The sequence below is a fragment of the Acetobacterium sp. genome (genome assembly GCF_039830195.1).
Classification (GTDB): Bacteria; Bacillota; Clostridia; order Eubacteriales; family Eubacteriaceae; genus Acetobacterium.
In genome coordinates this window covers 47,707-67,105 of sequence record NZ_JBDODG010000010.1, presented here as the reverse complement: position 1 = coordinate 67,105, position 19,399 = coordinate 47,707, and the positions used below count along the sequence as shown (strand labels likewise).

Annotated in this window: 14 protein-coding genes and 1 tRNA gene; 10 read left to right on the top strand and 5 right to left on the bottom strand. The window is 42.8% G+C overall.

Features of this window, described 5'->3' with window-relative positions; translation table 11 throughout:
- The 8 genes from ABGU93_RS03665 to ABGU93_RS03630 form a co-directional block, all read left to right on the top strand.
- The coding region (locus ABGU93_RS03665) for an NADH-ubiquinone oxidoreductase-F iron-sulfur binding region domain-containing protein (RefSeq protein ID WP_347412154.1) at window positions 1–401 on the top strand (401 nt) is incomplete at its 5' end.
- A gap of 14 nt (window positions 402–415) precedes the next feature.
- Window positions 416–3,931 carry a molybdopterin-dependent oxidoreductase gene (locus tag ABGU93_RS03660; RefSeq protein ID WP_347412153.1) on the top strand — a complete coding sequence of 1,172 codons (3,516 nt, stop codon included), beginning with the start codon at window positions 416–418 and terminating at the stop codon, window positions 3,929–3,931.
- A 226-nt stretch (window positions 3,932–4,157) separates the two neighbouring features.
- Window positions 4,158–6,800, top strand: coding sequence for a DNA polymerase I (polA, locus tag ABGU93_RS03655; RefSeq protein WP_347412152.1), 2,643 nt, complete (start codon window positions 4,158–4,160; stop codon window positions 6,798–6,800).
- 12 nt (window positions 6,801–6,812) lie between these two features.
- Window positions 6,813–7,418 carry a dephospho-CoA kinase gene (gene coaE / locus ABGU93_RS03650; RefSeq protein ID WP_347412151.1) on the top strand — a complete coding sequence of 202 codons (606 nt, stop codon included), beginning with the start codon at window positions 6,813–6,815 and terminating at the stop codon, window positions 7,416–7,418.
- 113 nt (window positions 7,419–7,531) lie between these two features.
- A tRNA-Leu gene (locus tag ABGU93_RS03645) sits at window positions 7,532–7,617 on the top strand.
- A gap of 187 nt (window positions 7,618–7,804) precedes the next feature.
- Window positions 7,805–8,632, top strand: coding sequence for a DUF1002 domain-containing protein (locus ABGU93_RS03640; RefSeq protein WP_347412150.1), 828 nt, complete (start codon window positions 7,805–7,807; stop codon window positions 8,630–8,632).
- 442 nt (window positions 8,633–9,074) lie between these two features.
- Window positions 9,075–9,959, top strand: a complete 885-nt coding sequence (locus tag ABGU93_RS03635) for an HD-GYP domain-containing protein (protein ID WP_347412149.1) — start codon at window positions 9,075–9,077, stop codon at window positions 9,957–9,959.
- 27 nt (window positions 9,960–9,986) lie between these two features.
- Window positions 9,987–10,637, top strand: a complete 651-nt coding sequence (locus ABGU93_RS03630) for an adenylate kinase (protein ID WP_347412148.1) — start codon at window positions 9,987–9,989, stop codon at window positions 10,635–10,637.
- Between the two features lie 197 nt (window positions 10,638–10,834).
- Here the strand turns inward: ABGU93_RS03630 and ABGU93_RS03625 are convergent, their stop codons facing one another.
- Window positions 10,835–11,107, bottom strand: a complete 273-nt coding sequence (locus tag ABGU93_RS03625) for a DUF5661 family protein (protein WP_347412147.1) — start codon at window positions 11,105–11,107, stop codon at window positions 10,835–10,837.
- 173 nt (window positions 11,108–11,280) lie between these two features.
- On the opposite strand from ABGU93_RS03625, the gene ABGU93_RS03620 reads away from it, so the two are divergent.
- Window positions 11,281–11,616: a Rieske 2Fe-2S domain-containing protein gene (locus ABGU93_RS03620; RefSeq protein WP_347412146.1), complete on the top strand. Its 336-nt coding sequence runs from the start codon at window positions 11,281–11,283 to the stop codon at window positions 11,614–11,616.
- A 146-nt stretch (window positions 11,617–11,762) separates the two neighbouring features.
- Here ABGU93_RS03620 and ABGU93_RS03615 read toward each other — a convergent pair whose 3' ends face one another.
- The 4 genes from ABGU93_RS03615 to ABGU93_RS03600 form a co-directional block, all read right to left on the bottom strand.
- Window positions 11,763–12,383: an SOS response-associated peptidase gene (locus ABGU93_RS03615; RefSeq protein ID WP_347412145.1), complete on the bottom strand. Its 621-nt coding sequence runs from the start codon at window positions 12,381–12,383 to the stop codon at window positions 11,763–11,765.
- Between the two features lie 8 nt (window positions 12,384–12,391).
- Window positions 12,392–14,962: a chemotaxis protein CheW gene (locus ABGU93_RS03610; protein ID WP_347412144.1), complete on the bottom strand. Its 2,571-nt coding sequence runs from the start codon at window positions 14,960–14,962 to the stop codon at window positions 12,392–12,394.
- A 197-nt stretch (window positions 14,963–15,159) separates the two neighbouring features.
- Window positions 15,160–16,716, bottom strand: coding sequence for a carboxylesterase family protein (locus ABGU93_RS03605; protein WP_347412143.1), 1,557 nt, complete (start codon window positions 16,714–16,716; stop codon window positions 15,160–15,162).
- Window positions 16,717–16,784: 68 nt separating this feature from the next.
- Window positions 16,785–18,056 carry a nucleotidyltransferase gene (locus ABGU93_RS03600; protein WP_347412142.1) on the bottom strand — a complete coding sequence of 424 codons (1,272 nt, stop codon included), beginning with the start codon at window positions 18,054–18,056 and terminating at the stop codon, window positions 16,785–16,787.
- A 148-nt stretch (window positions 18,057–18,204) separates the two neighbouring features.
- Between ABGU93_RS03600 and ABGU93_RS03595 the strand changes: the two genes are divergently transcribed.
- Window positions 18,205–19,395, top strand: coding sequence for an acetate kinase (locus ABGU93_RS03595; protein WP_347412141.1), 1,191 nt, complete (start codon window positions 18,205–18,207; stop codon window positions 19,393–19,395).
- Window positions 19,396–19,399 lie beyond the last annotated feature (4 nt).

The window sequence follows — 19,399 nt, the reverse complement described above, 5'->3', positions numbered from 1 at the left end:
CCACCCGGATGCTGGAAATCCTCAACCGGATTACCCAGGGAGAAGGACAGAATGGCGACATCGAACTGCTCGAAGAACTCTGTTACAAGATCAAAGAAGGTTCCATGTGCGGCCTCGGCCAAACTGCCCCCAACCCGGTGCTGACCACCATTAAATATTTTAGAAACGAATATGAAGATCATATTTATCAAAAAAAGTGCACCGCCAAAAGCTGTAAACCGCTGCTGACCTATACCATAGACAAAGACAAATGCGTCGGTTGCGGCGCCTGTAAGAAGAACTGTCCGGTGGCTGCCATTACCGGCGAAAAGAAGCTAGTCCATGAAATTGATCAGGACATCTGCATCAAGTGCGGCAAATGTTTTACTGTCTGTAAATTTGATTCCGTCATCATTGACTAGAAAGGAGTGGGAGAATGAAACACTATAAACTGAACATCGATGGAAAAGAAGTCACCGGCATTCCCGGACAAACCATTTTAGAAGTCGCCCGGGAAAATGCAATTGAGATTCCCACCCTGTGTTATGACGAACGCCTGGACATCTATGGGTCCTGCGGACTCTGTGTGGTGGAGGTTGCGGGGATCCCCAAGATCTTAAAAGCCTGCGCCACCGAAATCAGCGACAACATGGTGGTCAGTACCAAGACCCGCCGGGTCATCGAATCCCGGAAAACCAATCTGGAGCTGTTACTTTCCAAACACATCGGCGACTGCGTCGCCCCCTGTAAACGGGCCTGTCCCGGCACCACCGACTGTCAGGGCTATGTCGGCCTGATTGCCAACGGCGAATTCGCCGAAGCCTTAAAGCTGATTAAAGAGCAATTACCCTTACCCGGTGCCATTGGCCGGGTCTGTCCCCATCCCTGCGAAACGGCCTGCCGTCGCGGCGAAGTCGATGAACCGATTTCGATTGCCTGGCTCAAACGGTTTGCTGCCGACTTTGATATGACTCATGAGATGTTCATGCCGGAAATAGCAAAAGCTACCGATAAATCCATCGGTATCATCGGCGGCGGCCCCGGTGGCCTCACCGCCGCCTACTACCTGATCCAGTCCGGCCACGCCGTCACCATTTATGACGCCATGCCCAAAATGGGCGGGATGCTCCGCTACGGGATCCCTGAATACCGCTTGCCTAAAGGGGTGGTCGATGAAGAAGTGGGACTGATCGAAGAGATGGGGGTCGTCTTCAAAAACAACACCCGCATCGGTGTCGATATCCCCTTTGATACCATCCGCAACAACCATGACGCCGTCTATGTCGCCCTGGGTGCCTGGACCAGCTCCGGCTTAAGATGCGACGGCATCGATGCCAAAGGTGTGATCGGCGGGATTGAACTGCTGCAGCAGGTAGCCAACAACGAGCCGATTACCCTCGGCGAAAAAGTCGCCATTGTCGGTGGCGGCAACACTGCCATGGATGCCTGCCGCACCGCCCTAAGACTTGGCGCTAAAGAAGTCTATAATATTTACCGACGGACCAAAGCTGAAATGCCTGCGGAAGAAATCGAAATCAGCGAAGCCGAAGAAGAAGGGGTGATCTTTAAAAACCTGACCAATCCCATTGAAGTGATTAAGGGTGACGATGGCCAGATCGTCAAAATCCGACTTCAGAAAATGGCCCTCGGCGAACCCGATGCCAGCGGCCGACGTAGCCCGGTTCCGATTGAGGGCGAAGAAGAGATTCTCGACATCGATACCCTGATTCTGGCCATCGGCCAGGGGATCAACCCCGATGGGATTGGCGGAGAAAATGGCTTGGCCCTGACCAAATGGAACACCGTCCTGGCCGACGAACAGACTTTCCGGACCAATCTCGACGGCGTTTTTGCCGGCGGCGACTGCATCAACAGCGGTGCCTCCATTGTTATTAAAGCCGTAGGCGATGCCAAAAAAGCCGTGCCTTTTATCGAAGCCTACTTAAACGGTGAAACCATTGCCTACCACGAACCTTACTTTGTTACAAGAGAAGCCGTGGATCAGGACTACCTTGAAAGCATCAAGAAAAACAAACGTCCGGCGATGACCCACCTAACCCCGGAAGAACGTAACGATAACTTCCTCGAAGTGGTCGAAGGCTATACCCCCCTCCAGGCCGTCGAAGAAGGCAAGCGCTGTCTGGAATGCGGTTGTCAGGATTACTTTGAATGTAAACTGGTCGCCTATGCCAACGAATATGAGGTTAAACCCGAACGCTTTAAAGGCAAGAACCCGGAAGCCAAAATTCAGGACGACCATCCTTTCGTCATCCGGGATAACAGCAAGTGCATCACCTGCGGTCTCTGTGTCCGGGTCTGTGAGGACATCGTCGGTGTTTCAGCCCTGGGTCTGGTTGACCGCGGTTTTGAAACCATTGTCGAACCCGCTCTGCGCCAGCCGCTAAAAGATACGGGCTGTGTCAGTTGTGGGCTATGCATCTCCGTTTGTCCCACCGGTGCCTTAAGAGAAGGCCTGACCGGAATTAAACAGATTCCTCTGGATACCGACAAAACCGAATCTACCTGCGGCTATTGTTCCGCCGGTTGCCAGATTGTTATTGAATCCAAGGGCGATACCATCATCAAGGCGATTCCGCAGAAGAGCTTTACCGACCTCAATCAGGGCGTCATGTGCGGCCGCGGCCGCTTCGGAACCAACCTGGTGCAATGGGGCGATCGGCTGACCACGCCGCTGATTCGCAACAAACAGGGTCAGCTGGAAGAAACCAGCTGGTACGATGCGTTTGTGATGATTGCCAAGAAATCCCAGAGCGTTGCTGCCCGCTACGGCGCCAATGCTGTGAAGATGGGCATCTCACCGAAGTATACTAACGAAGAAATTTATAATATGACTGAACTGGCCAAGGTACTGCGGGCTGAAACCTTCAGCTTCAGTAACCGTAAGGCGGGAGAACAAGCGGTTCTTCAGGGTGACTATCAGATCCGGGAGATGGAGGCGATTGTTACTGCTGATACCATTCTGGTCCTGGGATTGCTGCCAGTGAATAACCCGATTGTCAAGTATAAACTCAGCCAGGCGGCAAAAAACGGTGCCAGCATTTTTGTGATTAACCATCTCGAAAGCGGTTATGATCATATCGCCGATGAGTTTATCACTGAATGTGATGATCTGGAGTTTCTGGCTGAAATCACCAAGTATATTATTGAAAACGGCAATATAAAAACAGACCTTAACAACCTGAATCAATTAACAGCATCCCTGGTTGATTTTGATATCTGCGACGAAGCACAGATCATCGGCGAAGGCCTGGTTAATGCCAAAAACGTGGTGGTTGTCATGGGCGACAAGTATATTACCGAAGAAGCTTCAACGCTGGTGGGCGATATTCTCGGACTGCTGGGCAAAGCTGATGGCAAACGCAGTGGTATTTTCAGAGTAGCCGTTAAGAACAACAGCATGGGATTAAACGCGCTGGGTGTAACAAACACTCCAGCAGTGCTGAAAGAAGCAAAAGCTCTGCTTATCTTCGGGGAGGAACCAAATGCGGATCTGAGCGGCTATGAATTTTTGATGGTTCAGGATACTCACTTGACCGACGCCGCGCAAAAAGCCGATGTGGTATTGCCGGCCCTGGCCTTCCCGGAAGTCAATGGCACCTTTGTGAACACCGAAGGACGGTTGCTGAAGGTGAAGAAGTCGGTGGAAAATCCGCTGGGAATTAATAATATTAATATGGTGCAGGCGATTGCCGAAATTCTGGCTAATAACCCTGGATCGGTTTGTCCGGGGAAAATTTTAAACGTGATTTGTGAAACCAATGAAGCTTTTAAAAATGTTGGTATTGGGGAGCTTCTGAACAATCAGAAGACTGAAGCTACCGGGATTGTACTCAAACCATACACCGAAGGACGTCTCTTTACGGAAATTCCTTATACTGATTACCTGATGAATGAGATTCAGGGGGAATTGAATAAGGTTATAAATCATTAAAATTAGTAGTTGTTTTAACAATCATGCTATGACAGAATTCAAGAAAGATAGCTAATTTCTAAATTAAAAAGTACCGTTTTTGAAAAACATCAAAAACGGTACTTTTTTGATGTAGAAAGAATTGTTGTCAAGGACAGCTTTTAAATTTATTCAATGTTCAATCCACGATACTTTTGGTATAATAACTATGTTTGTTAAATTGAGCAGAAAGAGAAAGAGAGATCAAATGAAAAGTATCTTAATCGACGGGAACAGTCTTTTTTACCGGACCTTTTATGCCATCCGGGAAATGTCAAATTCAAAGGGTGTACCAACAAATGCCATTTATGGTTTTGTTAACATATTAGTTAAAATTCAAGAGGAGTACCAACCTGATTACTTGGGGGTTGCTTTTGACTTAAAAGGACCAACCTTCAGACATCTGGCTTATGATGACTACAAGGGTGGTCGCCAAAATATGCCAGAACTGCTGGCGGAGCAGTTTTCTATATTAAAGGAGCTGCTCAGAAAGATGGACATCGCCATTATTGAGATGGAAGGTTTTGAAGCTGATGATGTCATTGGAACCCTGGCGACCATCGGTACAGATAGAGGTATCGAAACAGAAATCATCACTGGTGATCGGGATGCCTTTCAGTTAGTTGGGCCGAGGATTAAAGTTCTATATACAAAAAAGGGCATATCCCAATTGGAAGAGGTAGATGAAGACTGGGTCCAGAACCAGTATGGTCTGACCCCCAAAGATCTGATTGATTTAAAAGCCCTGATGGGCGATAAATCTGACAATATTCCCGGGATCGCCGGGATTGGTGAAAAAACAGCGATTAAGCTGGTTCAGCAGTATGGAAACCTGGAATCTATTTATGAACACATCGACGAGCAAAAAGGCAAGCAAAAAGAAAAAATAATAGCAGGAAAGGATAACGCCTTCATGAGCCGAATGCTGGGAACCATTAAACTGGATGTCCCCTGGGAGGGTGACTTTGAAGAACTGACCTTCCAGAATATTTTTAATCCGGAGAGTATTGCCTTACTGAAAGAATTGGAATTTAATACGCTGCTGTCAAAAATAGATGCTGCAAAAGCAGTAGAAACCATTGAAAGAACAGTCGCTTTCCACTGGGTTAAAACAGCCACAGATATGGATAACTTGTTCAATGATTTGGAAAACACCAATGAAGTGATCATCTATTATCATGAAGAAGCAGCCCGGATTTATTTGGCTATGGGAATCGTGGACAGTTATTATTATCTAAACCCTGAGGCTGTTGATGGCTTAGAGTATTTTGAAAGACTAAAAAATCTGCCAAACATCAGCACTTTGGCTATTACCAGCCAGGATTTAAAAAACCTGATCCATATCTTCCATAAGCATGACATCAATGAAGTGAATGAAGCCTTTGATACTTATATTGCCACCTATCTGTTGAGCCCGGGAGATCAGCGCTATGATTTGAAATCAGCCGCCTATCAATATCTCAGTCGGACTATTCTGGATGATGAGGAAATGTTCGGAAAAGGTAAAAAAATGGTGAAAGCTGAGGGACTGGATGAACAGCTGCTGGCGGATTATATGATTAAAAATTGCGAAACCATTAAAGATTTAAAAACCGTTCTGGAAAAAGAACTTCATGCAACTGATATGATGACCTTGTTTAAAACCATTGAGATGCCCTTGCTGGAAGTGATGGTATCGATGGAGGAGCTGGGGTTTAAAATTGACTTAAGCCAGCTGGAAATTCTTTCCAGCGAATTTGAAACCAAGCTTGCCACTCTTACCAGTGAAATCTATGAATTGGCTGAAACAGAAACGTTTAACATTAATTCACCCAAACAATTGGGAGAGGTTCTTTTTGAGCAATTAAAGCTGCCAGTGGTGAAAAAGACCAAAACCGGTTATTCCACTAATATCGACGTTTTGGAACAGCTTATCCATTTTCATCCGATTATTGAAAAAATCATCGAATATCGGATGCTGTCTAAGTTGGATTCTACCTATGGTAGGGGTCTGATGGCCTTTGTCGAGCCAAAAACTCATAAGATTTACTCGACCTTTAATCAGACTGTGGCGGCAACCGGACGGCTCAGTAGTTCCAATCCGAATCTGCAGAACATTCCCGTTAAAACAGAAATGGGTCGAGCGATCAGACGGGTATTTGTACCTTCGGCGAGTGATCGAATTCTGGTCGATGCCGATTATTCTCAGATTGAACTTCGGGTGCTTGCCCATCTTTCCGGTGATGAGAATCTGATCGATGCATTTAGAAAGGAACAGGATATTCATACGCGAACTGCAGCAGAGATTTTTGGAGTCCCTCTGGATGCAGTCACCAGAACTCAACGCGGTCAGGCCAAAGCCATCAATTTTGGGTTAATCTACGGCAAGCAGGCCTTTAGTCTGGGGAAAGATCTGGGGATTTCCAGAAAAGAAGCCCAGGATTATATTAATCGCTATTTTTCCCGTTATCCCAAGGTCCAGGCTTATATGGAAAATGTCAAACGACTGGCTAAAGAAGAAGGCTATGTCACCACCATCTGGGGAAGAAGACGTTATATACCAGAAATGAATTCTCGAAACGCGATGCTGGTTCAGGCCGGGGAAAGAATGGCCTTGAATACTCCCATTCAGGGCAGCGCGGCGGACATAATCAAGCTTGCCATGATCAAGGTCTATAACCGCTTAAATGCAGAGAAACTCGAAGCAGAACTGATCTTGCAAGTCCATGATGAGTTAATCATCGATACCCCCAAAAATGAGAAAACCCAGGTGGAACGACTGATTAAAGAAGAAATGGAAGGGGCAGCTAAGCTTTGTGTGCCGCTAACCGTTGATGTGAACACCGGGATGTCCTGGTATGACGTGAAGTAGCAGGAGCGGGTTATGAGAGTAATAGGAGTAACTGGTGGGATTGCTTCAGGCAAATCCACGGTCACAGATATTTTAAAAAAACGTTTCAGTTATGTTGTCATTGATGCAGATCAGTTAGCCCGACAGGCCGTGGAACCAGGAAGTTCCGGTTTAAAAAAAATAACTGTAGCCTTCGGACAGGAAGTCATCAATGAGAATGGCGAATTAAACCGTAGCATGCTGGGAGAACTAATTGCCAATAATGAACAAGCTAGAAAAAAACTCAATGCCATTGTTCATCCCGAAATAAAAAAGCTGTACGATCAGCAAATTGATTTTTACCAGCGCTCCGGGATACCCACGGTTTTTTATGATTGTCCTCTGCTTTTCGAAACAAATCTACAAAACACTGTCGATGAGACGATTCTGGTGGTGGCAGATAAAGAGATTCGCATCGGTCGGCTAATGGAAAGAGATAACCTAACCAGAGATCAGGCCATTAAACGAATCGATATGCAAATGTCAGATGAGGATAAAATCAGTCTGGCTGATACCATTATTGAGAATAATGGTAGTCTTGATGATTTGCTGATCACAACAAATGTCTATTTTTCCAGACGAAAGCTCCTGGTGAAATAGTTATCAACAGCTTAAAGATCAGCAAATAAAACTATAAAAAACAAAAAAATAGTTGATATTTTTTCTTCATTCCTTTATAATAAGAAAACAGGGTCAAAACACCTGTTGCTTATGCGAGGATGGTGGAACGGCAGACACGCAGGTTTGAGGGATCTGTTGCAGCAATGCAGTGAGGGTTCAAATCCCTTTTCTCGCACCAATATAAAAACTAAAAGTCGATTGCGTCAGCAGTCGGCTTTTCTTTTTATGAGCATCGAAACTTCGGAGAACAGGCAACAACCTCAGAATAATTTGAAAATTAAGTTAAAAAATAGGATTAATTGTTATGATAATTTCGCTGTACACTAATTGATTGATACGATGACAGTGATTATACGAGGTGAAGAATGAAAAAGAAATTATTATCAGGAATTTTAGCGATTGTTTTATCAATGGCAATGGTGAGTCCCGTGCTGGCGGATTCAAAAAGTGCCTGTGTCGCCATAGGCGCCGATAATACCGAAGCCCAACTCAAAACGGTATATGGTTATTTCAATATCAAAAGAGGCGATGTTGAAGAAACCGTGGTAACCAATGAGGATGAACGGGAATATTTGGAAAGGGCGGTATCTCTCGATAAAATTGGAACACTGGCGCTATCCAGTGTTTATGTTCAGGAAGAAACGTCAGGGGGGATCGATCTGGAAACCCATAACATTGACTGGGTTACTGATGAGATGTATAAATCGGCCTTGGGAACCGCGGGAATCAAGAATGCCAAAGTGATTGTTGCAGCCTATACACCGGTATCAGGAACAGGCGCTTTAACAGGTATTTACAAAGCCTATGAAGCAGCAACCGATACCAGTCTGGATGAGGCAGCAAAAACAACAGCGGTTGAAGAAGTTGTTGTGGTTGGGGAACTTCAGGATGCCATTGGCGATGATGCGGTTAATATTATCAATAGTCTGAAGGGCGAGATTGCCCAAACTAAGACGATGAATGACGATGAAATCCGAGAGCTGATTGTTGTGACGGCTGAAAAATATGACGCCGTTTTGGATGATCAGCAAATTGAAGAGATCTTAACCCTGGTTAATAAGTTTAATGAGCTGAATATGGATCCCGATACCTTCATTAAGTTGATGGAAGCAGGACAGGAGACCCAGGGATTTTTCCAACAGGTGCAAACCTTTTTTGCGGAAATAGGGAACTTTTTCAATAGTTTGAAATAAGTATCAGAGATTAAACAATAAACACTAAAATAAGAAACGTCATTATAATCAATTTGATTGTGATGACGTATTTTTTTGTTTTGAAAGTTAACAAACGTTTGCAAAATGTTATTGACAAAAATTAGGCAAAAAGATATCATCGTAGCTAAAGAAACAAACTTTATTTTAGCTAAAACAATATTAATATAATTATAACGGCAACGATAACTCATTTAAAGAAGAATGGGTTTATAAAGGCTCCAAGGGAAGGACTATCATGAGATTTGTACCAATATTTTGCTTGCGAGAAGGAATGATTATTGCTTCAGATTTTTATGGGGAGCAAGGCGAGCTAGTGCTTGCAAGGCAAACAGTTTTAGATATAGAATTAATTAAAAAAATACGTAAGTTCAGATGTAATGGCCTTTATATTGAAGAGGATCAAATAATAAATATCCCCATTGTGAATACGATTAATAGCAGCTTGAGAACGAAGACAGTCAATGGCATCAAAGAAATATTCATTTGCAAGGAGAACAACCTACCGGTTCAAAAAGAACAATTCACTGAGATGGAAGATCAGGTCGAGACAATTGTTGATGTGATCCTAAAAAACAAAGAAATGATGCTTAATATGGTAGATCTGAAAGTTTTTGATGACTATACTTATTTTCATTCTGTTAATGTTGCGGTTTTATCGATTGGACTCGGTACAGCCATGGGTCTTGATAAAGCTGATTTATGTAATCTGGGGTTTGGAGCATTACTTCATGATATTGGAAAAGTTTTTGTTCCTAAAGATATTCTGCATAAACAAGGTCCATTGACCGACAATGAATTTACAGAAATGAAAAAGCACTCATATTTAGGGTTTGAATATCTGGCGAGTGAATATGTGGGAAGTGTGGGGGCTCAGGCCGGTATTCTGGATCATCACGAAAAATTCTCAGGCGGGGGTTATCCCAATAATGCTAAAGGTGAAAAAATCTCATTATATGGAAGAATTATATCAATCGCCGACGTGTATGATGCGCTGACATCTGATCGGCCCTATCGGAATGGGCTGCTTCCTTCAGAAGCTGTTGAATACATCATGGGCGGGACAGGAAACCTGTTTGACCCTGATCTTGTCTCGGTGTTTATTAGAAAAATAGCACCATACCCGATCGGTACACCGGTCAAACTAAGCAATGGGTTGGTTGGTGTCGTGACTGACAATTTTGAAAGTTTTTGTATGCGTCCAAATATCCGGATTGTTAAAAACGGCGATTATGAAGTAACACCCTTTGACATCTGCCTCGCGGATCGTAAAGCATTCAATATTACCATCGTCGACTATGCCAAGTAGTGCAATAAAATTCTGGAGGTTAGTTTTTTGAGAATTATTTTATTAGGAACACCCGGCGGGGGAAAAGGGACTCAGGCAAAACTGATCTGTGATCATTTTAATATTCCGCACATTTCTACCGGGGATATTTTCCGCGGAAAAATTAAAGAAGGTACCACAGAAGGCAAAGAAATAAGCGAGTATACCAGGAAAGGTCAACTGGTCCCAGACCGCATTACTATTTCCCTTGTGGAAGAACGATTAAAAAATGATGACTGTAAAAAAGGCTTTTTGCTTGATGGATTTCCCCGGGATGAAAAGCAAGCTCAAGCCCTGGATCTCATCATGAATAAAAAGAATGAAGAAATTAATTTTGTTTTCCTGATCGATGTTCCAAAGGATATCATCGTCGATCGCATTTTAGGCAGACGGGTTTGCCCAAAATGCGGAGAAAGCTATCATATAAAATACAATCCACCAAAGGTGCCGGGACAATGTGATATTTGCGAAACCGCTTTAATTCATCGGGCCGATGATCAGGAAGATATTATTCTAGACCGCTTAGCCATTTATAATCAAACAACAGAGCCCATTCTGAAATTTTATGCAAAGAAAGGAATTCTTCATAAAATCAAGGGTGATGGGGGGATTCAGGATATTTTTGCCCAGATTAGTGAGGTTTTAAATAAAGCTCAATAACACTATTCACAAGGGGAATCAGTTTGTTTAAAATTGAGATTTCTGACTAGGTATGGAAATTAGTAGCTCGTTCGATAATGAGATGCTGAGGCACAAAAAAATAGTGATATAAAAAGAGAATCCCTGAATTTCAAGGATTCTCTTTAATTACTTTTTGTTAAATATCGGAGGGTGGTTTAATCAGTTAGATAAACTGATCATTTACCTTCCCAAAATGCTTCAGCTTCTTTTTCCATCTTTTCAAGACGGGTATAATAATCAGGGAACTCATTTAAATGAGCCAGGGCAATTTTACCAGTGACGAACGGGTCATCTCCGGTTACGTTTGTGCGGGAATTGTCAGTGCCGTGCTCAAGCTCAACATCCATTCCCATTCGGAACTGCTCAATGTCAAATTTACTCCAATTAATTCCAAGCATTCTGCCAATTTCTTTTGCCTGTTCGGTGGTAAATACTTTTTTTGCTGACATATAATCACCTCTTCTTAAAATTTTGAAACATGACGATTCTGGTTAAACTCATTATAACTTAATCCCATTATAGGCAGAATTTAAAAATTTGTCAATCAATCATCAAAGGTGTTTTGTTTTGACATTTGATTAACGGGTACATAGATAACAATAACTTAAAAATGGAGGGAAAAATGGGATTTCAAAAAGTTGCTGGAATACAGGAGTTTGAAAATATCGAAAAGAAATTGATCGAATTAGATGGCAAAAGTATTTTATTGACAAAGGTGGAGGGGGATTATTATGCCATCTCGAATAAATGCCCCCATATGGGTGGATCTTTATATAAAGGCACCTTGGAGGATGGGGTGATTACCTGTCCCAGACATGGAGCAAAATACGATGCAAAAACAGGTAAAGGCCTAGGGAAACCGAAGATTTTATTTTTGGAATTTAAAATGCAAGATGATCGCAGTTATCCGGTGAAGGTGGAAGATGGCAATATATTGGTCGATATTAATATAGAGTAAATCTTGAGATGAAAAAATAAAAATCCCGGGTGCATTAGAGCTATTGTTGAAAGCTATTTGTGCACCGGGGTTTTTCTATTCCAGGATGAATTGATTGAGATTTATTGTAGCGGTCCTCTTTATATCTTCAGTTAATTGCTGAGCGGCTAAGATTCATAATCCAATGGAAATTTGATCTGGGTATTCACCCTGGTTTGATAAACGACATGGCCCATCAGCGGGACAAGGTCCTGCGTTGTCAGTTCGAGAGCTGCAGTTGAATCGTTGAACCACTCCTCTTTCCGGGTCGGCGGGATCAGGACTGGCATTCGATTATGAACAGCTTTCACTATTTCATTGGGTGGTTTAGTCAGGATTACAAATTTATTTGACCCCATGAAGCGGTGATAAATTCCGGCAAGATAAAGAAGCTGATCCGTCTGAAATACGTACTGTCTTTTTTCGGTATCCCATTCATAAAAACCAGTGGCCGGAATTAAACAGCGTCTTTGTTTGAAGTCATCATGAAACAGTGGTTTTTCCAGAATCGTTTCTGACCGGGCGTTAATTATTAATCCCTTTTTAAAAGGATTTTTATAACCCCAGTTCATCAGCTCCAACGAATTCTGATTGATATCGCTTCGATTTCCGCTAATAACCGGGGCCAGATCTGATGGTAAGATATCACCTGTTTTGATTTGAACATTAAAGTGCTGATTAATTGCTGCGACAATCTGTCTGATCTCCAGATCTTCTTTTTCGGAATAAAGAGTATAACGTCCGCACATCAGAATGTTTAGTTTGTTGCCGATGTTTCAAGCATCGGAAGGGCAGCTTCAAGATCTTCTTCGACCTGGTTTTCTACTAGTTTTTCAAGAATAATCTGAGGATCCATTTCCAATATTGTCCGGTCAGAACCATCGGTTAAACATATAATACCAGTAATGGCCGAAGAAATTTCCACCGGTTGGATATCATTTAAATTAATTTCAAGGACACTGACCAACTTTTCTACTTGTATAGCGATCATTTCATCATCGGTCAGTTGCAGCAGCAGCAGATGAGAGGCGTTGAGGCTGGGTTCATCTTTGTCAAATAGGGCCAGAGCGTCGACAACGGCATAATAATGATCATTAAACTCCACAGCACCACGGATGACTGCGTTGGTTCCTGGGACTGAAATGGTCTTACTGGCTTCTAAGGCTTCAACTACGTATGACTGCTCCAAACCATAGACCTGGCCGTTGATGACAAAGGTCGCCAGTTTTTTATGTTCATTTGTCATTGAGAAGGCAAAATCAGATTGTTCGATTTCTTTATCATTGGATTTGTTAATCGTGATTTCAGCATAATCAGCCATTTTTTCGAATACGAAGGCAATCACATCATTTTGATAGCCGTCAGAATCTTTATATTCTCGATAACAGGATGAGCAGGCACAGCCAATAGAATAATAGCTGTTTTCAAAAACCAGAATTTCAGATTGGGTTTTGCCGTTTGGTACCGTGAACAGCTCATCCGGTAAATTCAGAATGTCACCAACTTTATAGGCCTCATTGGTTGATGAGAGAATCATTTTTTTACGATCTGCAAATACCGCAAAGGTGTCATTGTCAGAGTTAAGCGATTCTTCCAGGATCGTTTTGAACTGATCTTCGCTGTCAAAGACAATGCCGATACCACCAACCGTGCGGTTATGGTTATTGAAGTCAGTAATCGAAGCACCATAAATATAGGTATGACGATGATCATATAATTCTGTTTGCTCAAACGGTGAAACAAAATACTTTTCTTGTTTCGCATTTGCTAAAATTTCACTGACGTAGGAGGCTGTTAGGGTTTTACCAATATCCTCAGAGCGATTGGGGTTGGATACGGCGATAATGGTTCCAGTTTTATCAAAAACAAATAAGTTACTATATACTGTGTACAGATCATTAATGTAAACGAGAATATCAGTCAACTGTTTTTTGTCGGCAGTGGTTATTACGTCTTTGGCAAGAATACGGCGAATTGTCGAATCCAACGCCCACCAACGGCAATCATTGGCCCGTTCGTAAAGATTTCGATCCATGATGTCCACCGAAAGAGAGGCTAAAAAGCTGGTATCGACAAGGCTGGTTGACACAACAGTCGAAAACAGGTTGGAAACCGAGCTCTGGAAAAGACTGCTGGTATTGGTGCCGATCCGGCCAATGGCCCTTAAAATCGGTTTTAAACGCGAATATTCGGCATCAATGCTGTCATCTCTGGCAATAATCTGGCCGTTGTAGACAATCCTTTTCAGCGATCCATTAATGGTTTGGGTTTTGTTAATAATCTCATTTAATTCGCTTGAAAATGAATCTGCCTGGTGCATCAGACCGGCTGTAACAGACGAATCAATGCTTTTAAGATTTCGGTTATCCCGGAAAGCCAGATGGAGGGGGATCATCACATGACCCTTCCACCCGAGGCCAAAATATTTCTGGTAGCCCTGGGTTGCAATCGTTTTTGAAATGTAATCGGATCCCCGATAGTAGACTACCCCATTGACACCAGATTCTACGGGTTCAATGATGGCGCCGGTGGGAACGTGATTTTCATCACTGCTGGCGATCACCATGTTTGCATCGTCGATGATGGTCATCACTGAGCCATCATAATCGTTGGTTAGTTTTTCAAATATTTGTGCCATTTCATTTTCAAAGCGAAAACATAAACAAATCAGACCAATGGCCTGGGAAGTCCCTTCCCGGCAGATGCGGCTGGAAAATATATGGGAATTTTTATCACCATACTGGAGTTTTGAATTTTTAAAATACTCTACAAAATTTTGTTCGCCCTCCATTGTTTTAATCAGATTTGGTCCTTTAATCTGTTTTCCAACGATATCATTTTGTTCGTCCAGATTTGCCAATACCCGAAAATTATTATCGAGTACAATAATATCTTCATATACTGAATATTTAGCAACATAGTCACGCATGCGCTTTAAAATCAAACTGCGGTCACTGTCAGTGCGATCTTGATTTTCGACAAATCGGCGAATGTCATCGTCGGTGGCCAGAAAACCAATATCAGCTGTTCTTTCAAATAGGTTGCGGATGAGAATATCAATGGCTACCTGGGTTTTCGAAATGATCTTTTGTTCCATTTTCTTAAGTTTTTCGGAAACGAGCGTATCAATCAGTTCTTCCTGCAAATCAATAAAGCCATTCTGAATTTTTGTCATATTGGGGAGAACACTTTTTGATTGGATCGGACAATTAATCTCGGAAAGCAGTTTAATATTGTCCCACTGGTCATTTAGATCAGAGATGCTTTTGTTGCATTCTTGAACGTCTGGCATATAAGTTAAAAAATCTTTTTGTTTATATATTATCATTTTCAATCTCCTTATTTAATAAAAAAGATGCTTAGTGGTAGAGTTACCCCAGGTTAAGCATCTTTGCTATACAGTCTTAGCTAAATGTAACATTATTTTAAAGCTTTTGCAAGATAATATGCAAGAACCACTGTATCGAATCGCTTTTCTATAAACTTTTCACTGCCAGACAAAGGAATGAAAGCAGCGCTGACGATTCAGTCAAACATCAGTGATTCCACAAATTCCAGGTCATCCTGATGGGGGAGGTTTTTACTGGAAAGACGAGCGTCAAAAACCATGATATATTTATTCTCTGGGTCAAATTTTGGCCAGACGATCTGCCCTTTATATTCTTCTTTGAAATTTGGGTTTCCATACTTTATAAAATTGACCCAGGATTGCTGCATAATCCAGGATAAATTACTGATCTTAGTAGCTCGGCGCTGTCCGATCCCATTGCCAAAGACAAAGGGCAGTTCCATGCCATGGGCGGTGTTTAGTCCCACTATTTTCAGGATTGCCGGATCAAAATCGAAATTATAAAAGTAGACATCCTGACCCAAAAGCGCATATTTTTTTGCCATCATCACCATGCCAATCAGAAATGCGGAATAGGTATAAATTTCCTGGGTTCGCTCCAGGGGTGAGTGATCGGCATCAACAAAGAAGTGGTCCATTGCTTTTGGCGCATTTTCGGGACCAAAGATATGATAACAGAGCATCTGGTAAATACCCAGATTCGTATGGCCTTTAATAAAAAGGGATGATTCATCCGTATTATAACCAACCAGAATTTTGACCGGGTTAACCTCACCACATTTCAGGGCTTTGACTGGGTCTTTCGGGAGAACAACCCCATCGTATACCGGCCAGAAACCAAAAGCATTTGGAACCGTAGACTGATTAGACTTGACCATTGAGAGGGCGGCAAAAATATCACCGGAAAGGGCTCGCAGTTGCTCCAGACCGTTTTGTGAATCTTCAATGCCGTATAAGTCGCACAAAAGTTTCCCGTTGTCCATGGTTTTTTGCAAATCGCCACGGTTGAGTGAAGAAAAAGCTGAAATTGAGAAAATTGATCCGCTTTCGACCACGGCTTGATGAAAAAGCCCTTTAGCCAGCGGTGACAGCATCAACGCAGTGACACTGTAAGCACCGGCTGACTGACCGCCGACAGTGACTTGGGCGGGATCGCCGCCGAAGCTCGTGATGTTGTCCTGGATCCAGAGCAGCGCCTGGATCTGATCTAGGATACCGTAATTGCCGGTGGTTCCGGCTTCCGCCAACAATCCCCGGGTCGCAAGAAAACCCAAGGCTCCCAACCGATAGTTGATGGTAACAACAACCACGCCTTCCTGCGCCATTCGACCGCCATCATAAACCATTTCTGAGCCGGAGCCCGAAGAAAAGGCACCGCCGTGAATAAATACATACACCGGATAACGCTCTTCAGCGGTAACCGCAGGGGTCCAGACGTTCAGAAACAGACAGTCCTCACTTTTACCATCCATTTGATAGGTGCCCGGAGAATCGACGGTAATACCACCCATTTGCAGTGAAGAATTACCCGGTTTTGAACAGTCACGTACATCTTCCCAGGCTGGCATCGGTTCAGGTGCTTTAAAACGGCGACTGCCAACAGGAGGCATGGCATATGGAATGCCTTTATAGCTGGATACACCCCGGCGGAATTGTCCCTGAACTGGTCCGCAGGGCGGGTGGAGGATCGGTCGTTTTGGCAGATCTGTTTTATCGTGAGTAAAAAATGGCATGAAGTTCTCCTTTTTATTAGCTGACTTGGGTCGTTGTGATATGACTTGATGGCTGATGGCAGATTAAATTATTTGTTTCGTTGACTTTCGTGATTCGGATATTGAATCGGGCTTTGACGATAATCCCGATGATAACAATACCCGGCCTCATAAAATTGATTATGGAAATCAGTAGCGCGACAATCATAGTAAAGCATTTTATTTTGACTGGGAGTCAATAAAAATCGGCTCTTTTTCAGACTGGTTAAAATAGGCAACTGGCCCTGATCTTTAATCGCCTTCAGGATCGTTTGACCTTTTTCATTAAAACCAAGTACCCGCAGGTAAGGGACAAAAGAATCCGCCTGAAAATGGGTCAGGGTCACTTTGTCAAGCTCCAGTAGCCGATTGCTTAAGATCCTTCGAACCCGGGTTTGGGGAATCCGTTTAGAGATAATTCCATTAACACATTCATCCAGATTGGTGGCCGTTTTTAGGGCATCTCTGATCTTATGTTCCAAGCCTTCACTGACATAGGGGGTGTTTTTCAAATGATGCACGTCTTTGGAAAGAATCTGCAGGCGCAGGGCATTGAGAAAATAGTCATCACCCCTGGGATTGTAATTTTTCGTAAATGGAACAATCAGATCATCGGATGAATAAGGTAGCTTATTATCCAACGCTTTCAAAACAGCGGTCGCGGAATCCGGGTGGGCAAGGGCGTCTTTTAAAATATTCCGTATACCAGTGGCACTGAGATATTTAGAAGGCAACAGACTGTGATAGTCTGCACCTTGTCGCTTAACAGTCATCGTATCGATAGTGCTTTGGGTTTTATACAGCGCTTTTAAATATTCCAGAGCCAGGATATTGTTGGGTGTTTTTAAGAGATTGCCAGCTTCATGACCCAAGTAGGATCGGATTGCCAGTTCTCTGGCTCTGGGAAAGGAAACCCCAGATGATAACTCCTGTTTAAGAAAGGTTTTAAATTCAACTGGTTCATGAACGAGTATTTCGGCCAGATTGGTCAGAGGCTGTAAATGCCCGAATTCAGAACCAAAGGAGAGGACATCAATAACCCCGGTGGCGTTCAAGATCTTAACTCCCCCATAAGCAAAGGCTTCAGCGCTTTGGCAGGAATAGCAAAAGGGCAGCTCGCAGACCAGATCAACACCGGCGGACAGAGCCAGCCGGGCCCGTTGCCATTTGTTTAAAATAGCAAAGTCGCCGCGTTGAGTCAGACTACCACTCATTAAGACCATAACACCGTCGCATTGACTTTCTTTTTTTGAGGACTCGATTTGCCAGGCATGTCCCATGTGAAACGGATTGTACTCAGCAATAATACCAAGAATTTTCATATTAGCCTCTCTTTTGTTAAAAAAATAGCAATTTTTTTATTTATTATCAAAATATGACAAAAAAATAATGGCATTCTTTGCTTATTACTGTTATTATATAGAACGTATGAAATGTAATCAATAAAAAACTAAAGGAGAGTAATTATTAATGAATGTACTTGTTATTAACTGCGGTAGTTCTTCACTAAAATATCAATTGCTTGATATGAGCACTGAAGAAGTTTTGGCAAAAGGTTTAGCAGAAAGAATCGGTATTGAAGGATCTGTTTTGGTTCACGAAGCTCCAGGTCAAGACAAGGTAAAATTTGAACAACCTATGAAAACACACAAGGAAGCCCTGAATATTCTAATGGCGGCTTTAGTTGATCCGGCTCATGGTGTTGTAAAATCTTTGGAAGAAATTTCAGCGGTTGGACACAGAACAGTTCATGGTGGTGAAACCTTCTCAGCTTCTGTTGTTATTAATGATGAAGTTATTGCAAAAATGGAAGAGTGCTCGGAACTGGCACCACTTCATAACCCTGCAAACCTGATTGGTATTCGTGCTTGTCATGAATTACTGCCAAACGTACCAATGGTAGCAGTTTTTGATACCGCTTTCCATCAAACATTACCAGGGGAAGCTTATATGTATCCACTTCCTTACGAGTTATACGAACAATTCAAAATCAGAAAATACGGATTCCACGGAACCTCTCATAAATTTGTCAGTGCAGCAGCTGCGGATTTAATGGGCAAAAAAATCGAAGATCTTAAACTGATTTCCTGTCATTTAGGTAATGGTGCCAGTATCTGTGCGGTTCTTAATGGAAAATCTGTTGATACTTCAATGGGGTTAACGCCGCTGGCTGGATTAGAAATGGGAACACGTTGCGGCGATATTGATCCTGCCATCATTCCTTTCCTGGTTAACAAAGGTTATACAGTGGAAGAAGTTGACAATATCATGAACAAAAAGTCAGGTGTACTTGGCGTTTCTGGAATCAGCTCAGATTTCCGTGATGTTGAAGGCGCGGCAAACAATGGTAATAAACGTGCTCAATTGGCACTGGACATTTTCCACTATCGGGTTCGTACCACGATTGGTGCTTATGTTGCAGCGATGGACGGTGTCGATGGCATTATCTTCACAGCTGGTTTAGGAGAAAACTCAACCACATCCCGGGCAGCAATTTGTAGTGGTTTAAAATACTTAGGTATTACTTTAGATCCTGTTACCAATAGTAAACGCGGTGAAGCGACTATTATTTCTGATAAAGACTCTAAAACAACCGTTATGGTTATTCCAACCAATGAAGAATTAATGATTGCGAGAGACACACTAGCTTTAGCAAAATAATGTA

Coding starts and splice junctions, on each gene's coding strand:
- ABGU93_RS03660 (WP_347412153.1), top strand. CDS start 416: ATGAAACACTATAAACTGAACATCGATGGAAAAGAAGTCACCGGCATT.
- polA (WP_347412152.1), top strand. CDS start 4,158: ATGAAAAGTATCTTAATCGACGGGAACAGTCTTTTTTACCGGACCTTT.
- coaE (WP_347412151.1), top strand. CDS start 6,813: ATGAGAGTAATAGGAGTAACTGGTGGGATTGCTTCAGGCAAATCCACG.
- ABGU93_RS03640 (WP_347412150.1), top strand. CDS start 7,805: ATGAAAAAGAAATTATTATCAGGAATTTTAGCGATTGTTTTATCAATG.
- ABGU93_RS03625 (WP_347412147.1), bottom strand. CDS start 11,107: ATGTCAGCAAAAAAAGTATTTACCACCGAACAGGCAAAAGAAATTGGC.
- ABGU93_RS03620 (WP_347412146.1), top strand. CDS start 11,281: ATGGGATTTCAAAAAGTTGCTGGAATACAGGAGTTTGAAAATATCGAA.
- ABGU93_RS03615 (WP_347412145.1), bottom strand. CDS start 12,383: ATGTGCGGACGTTATACTCTTTATTCCGAAAAAGAAGATCTGGAGATC.
- ABGU93_RS03610 (WP_347412144.1), bottom strand. CDS start 14,962: ATGATAATATATAAACAAAAAGATTTTTTAACTTATATGCCAGACGTT.
- ABGU93_RS03605 (WP_347412143.1), bottom strand. CDS start 16,716: ATGCCATTTTTTACTCACGATAAAACAGATCTGCCAAAACGACCGATC.
- ABGU93_RS03600 (WP_347412142.1), bottom strand. CDS start 18,056: ATGAAAATTCTTGGTATTATTGCTGAGTACAATCCGTTTCACATGGGA.
- ABGU93_RS03595 (WP_347412141.1), top strand. CDS start 18,205: ATGAATGTACTTGTTATTAACTGCGGTAGTTCTTCACTAAAATATCAA.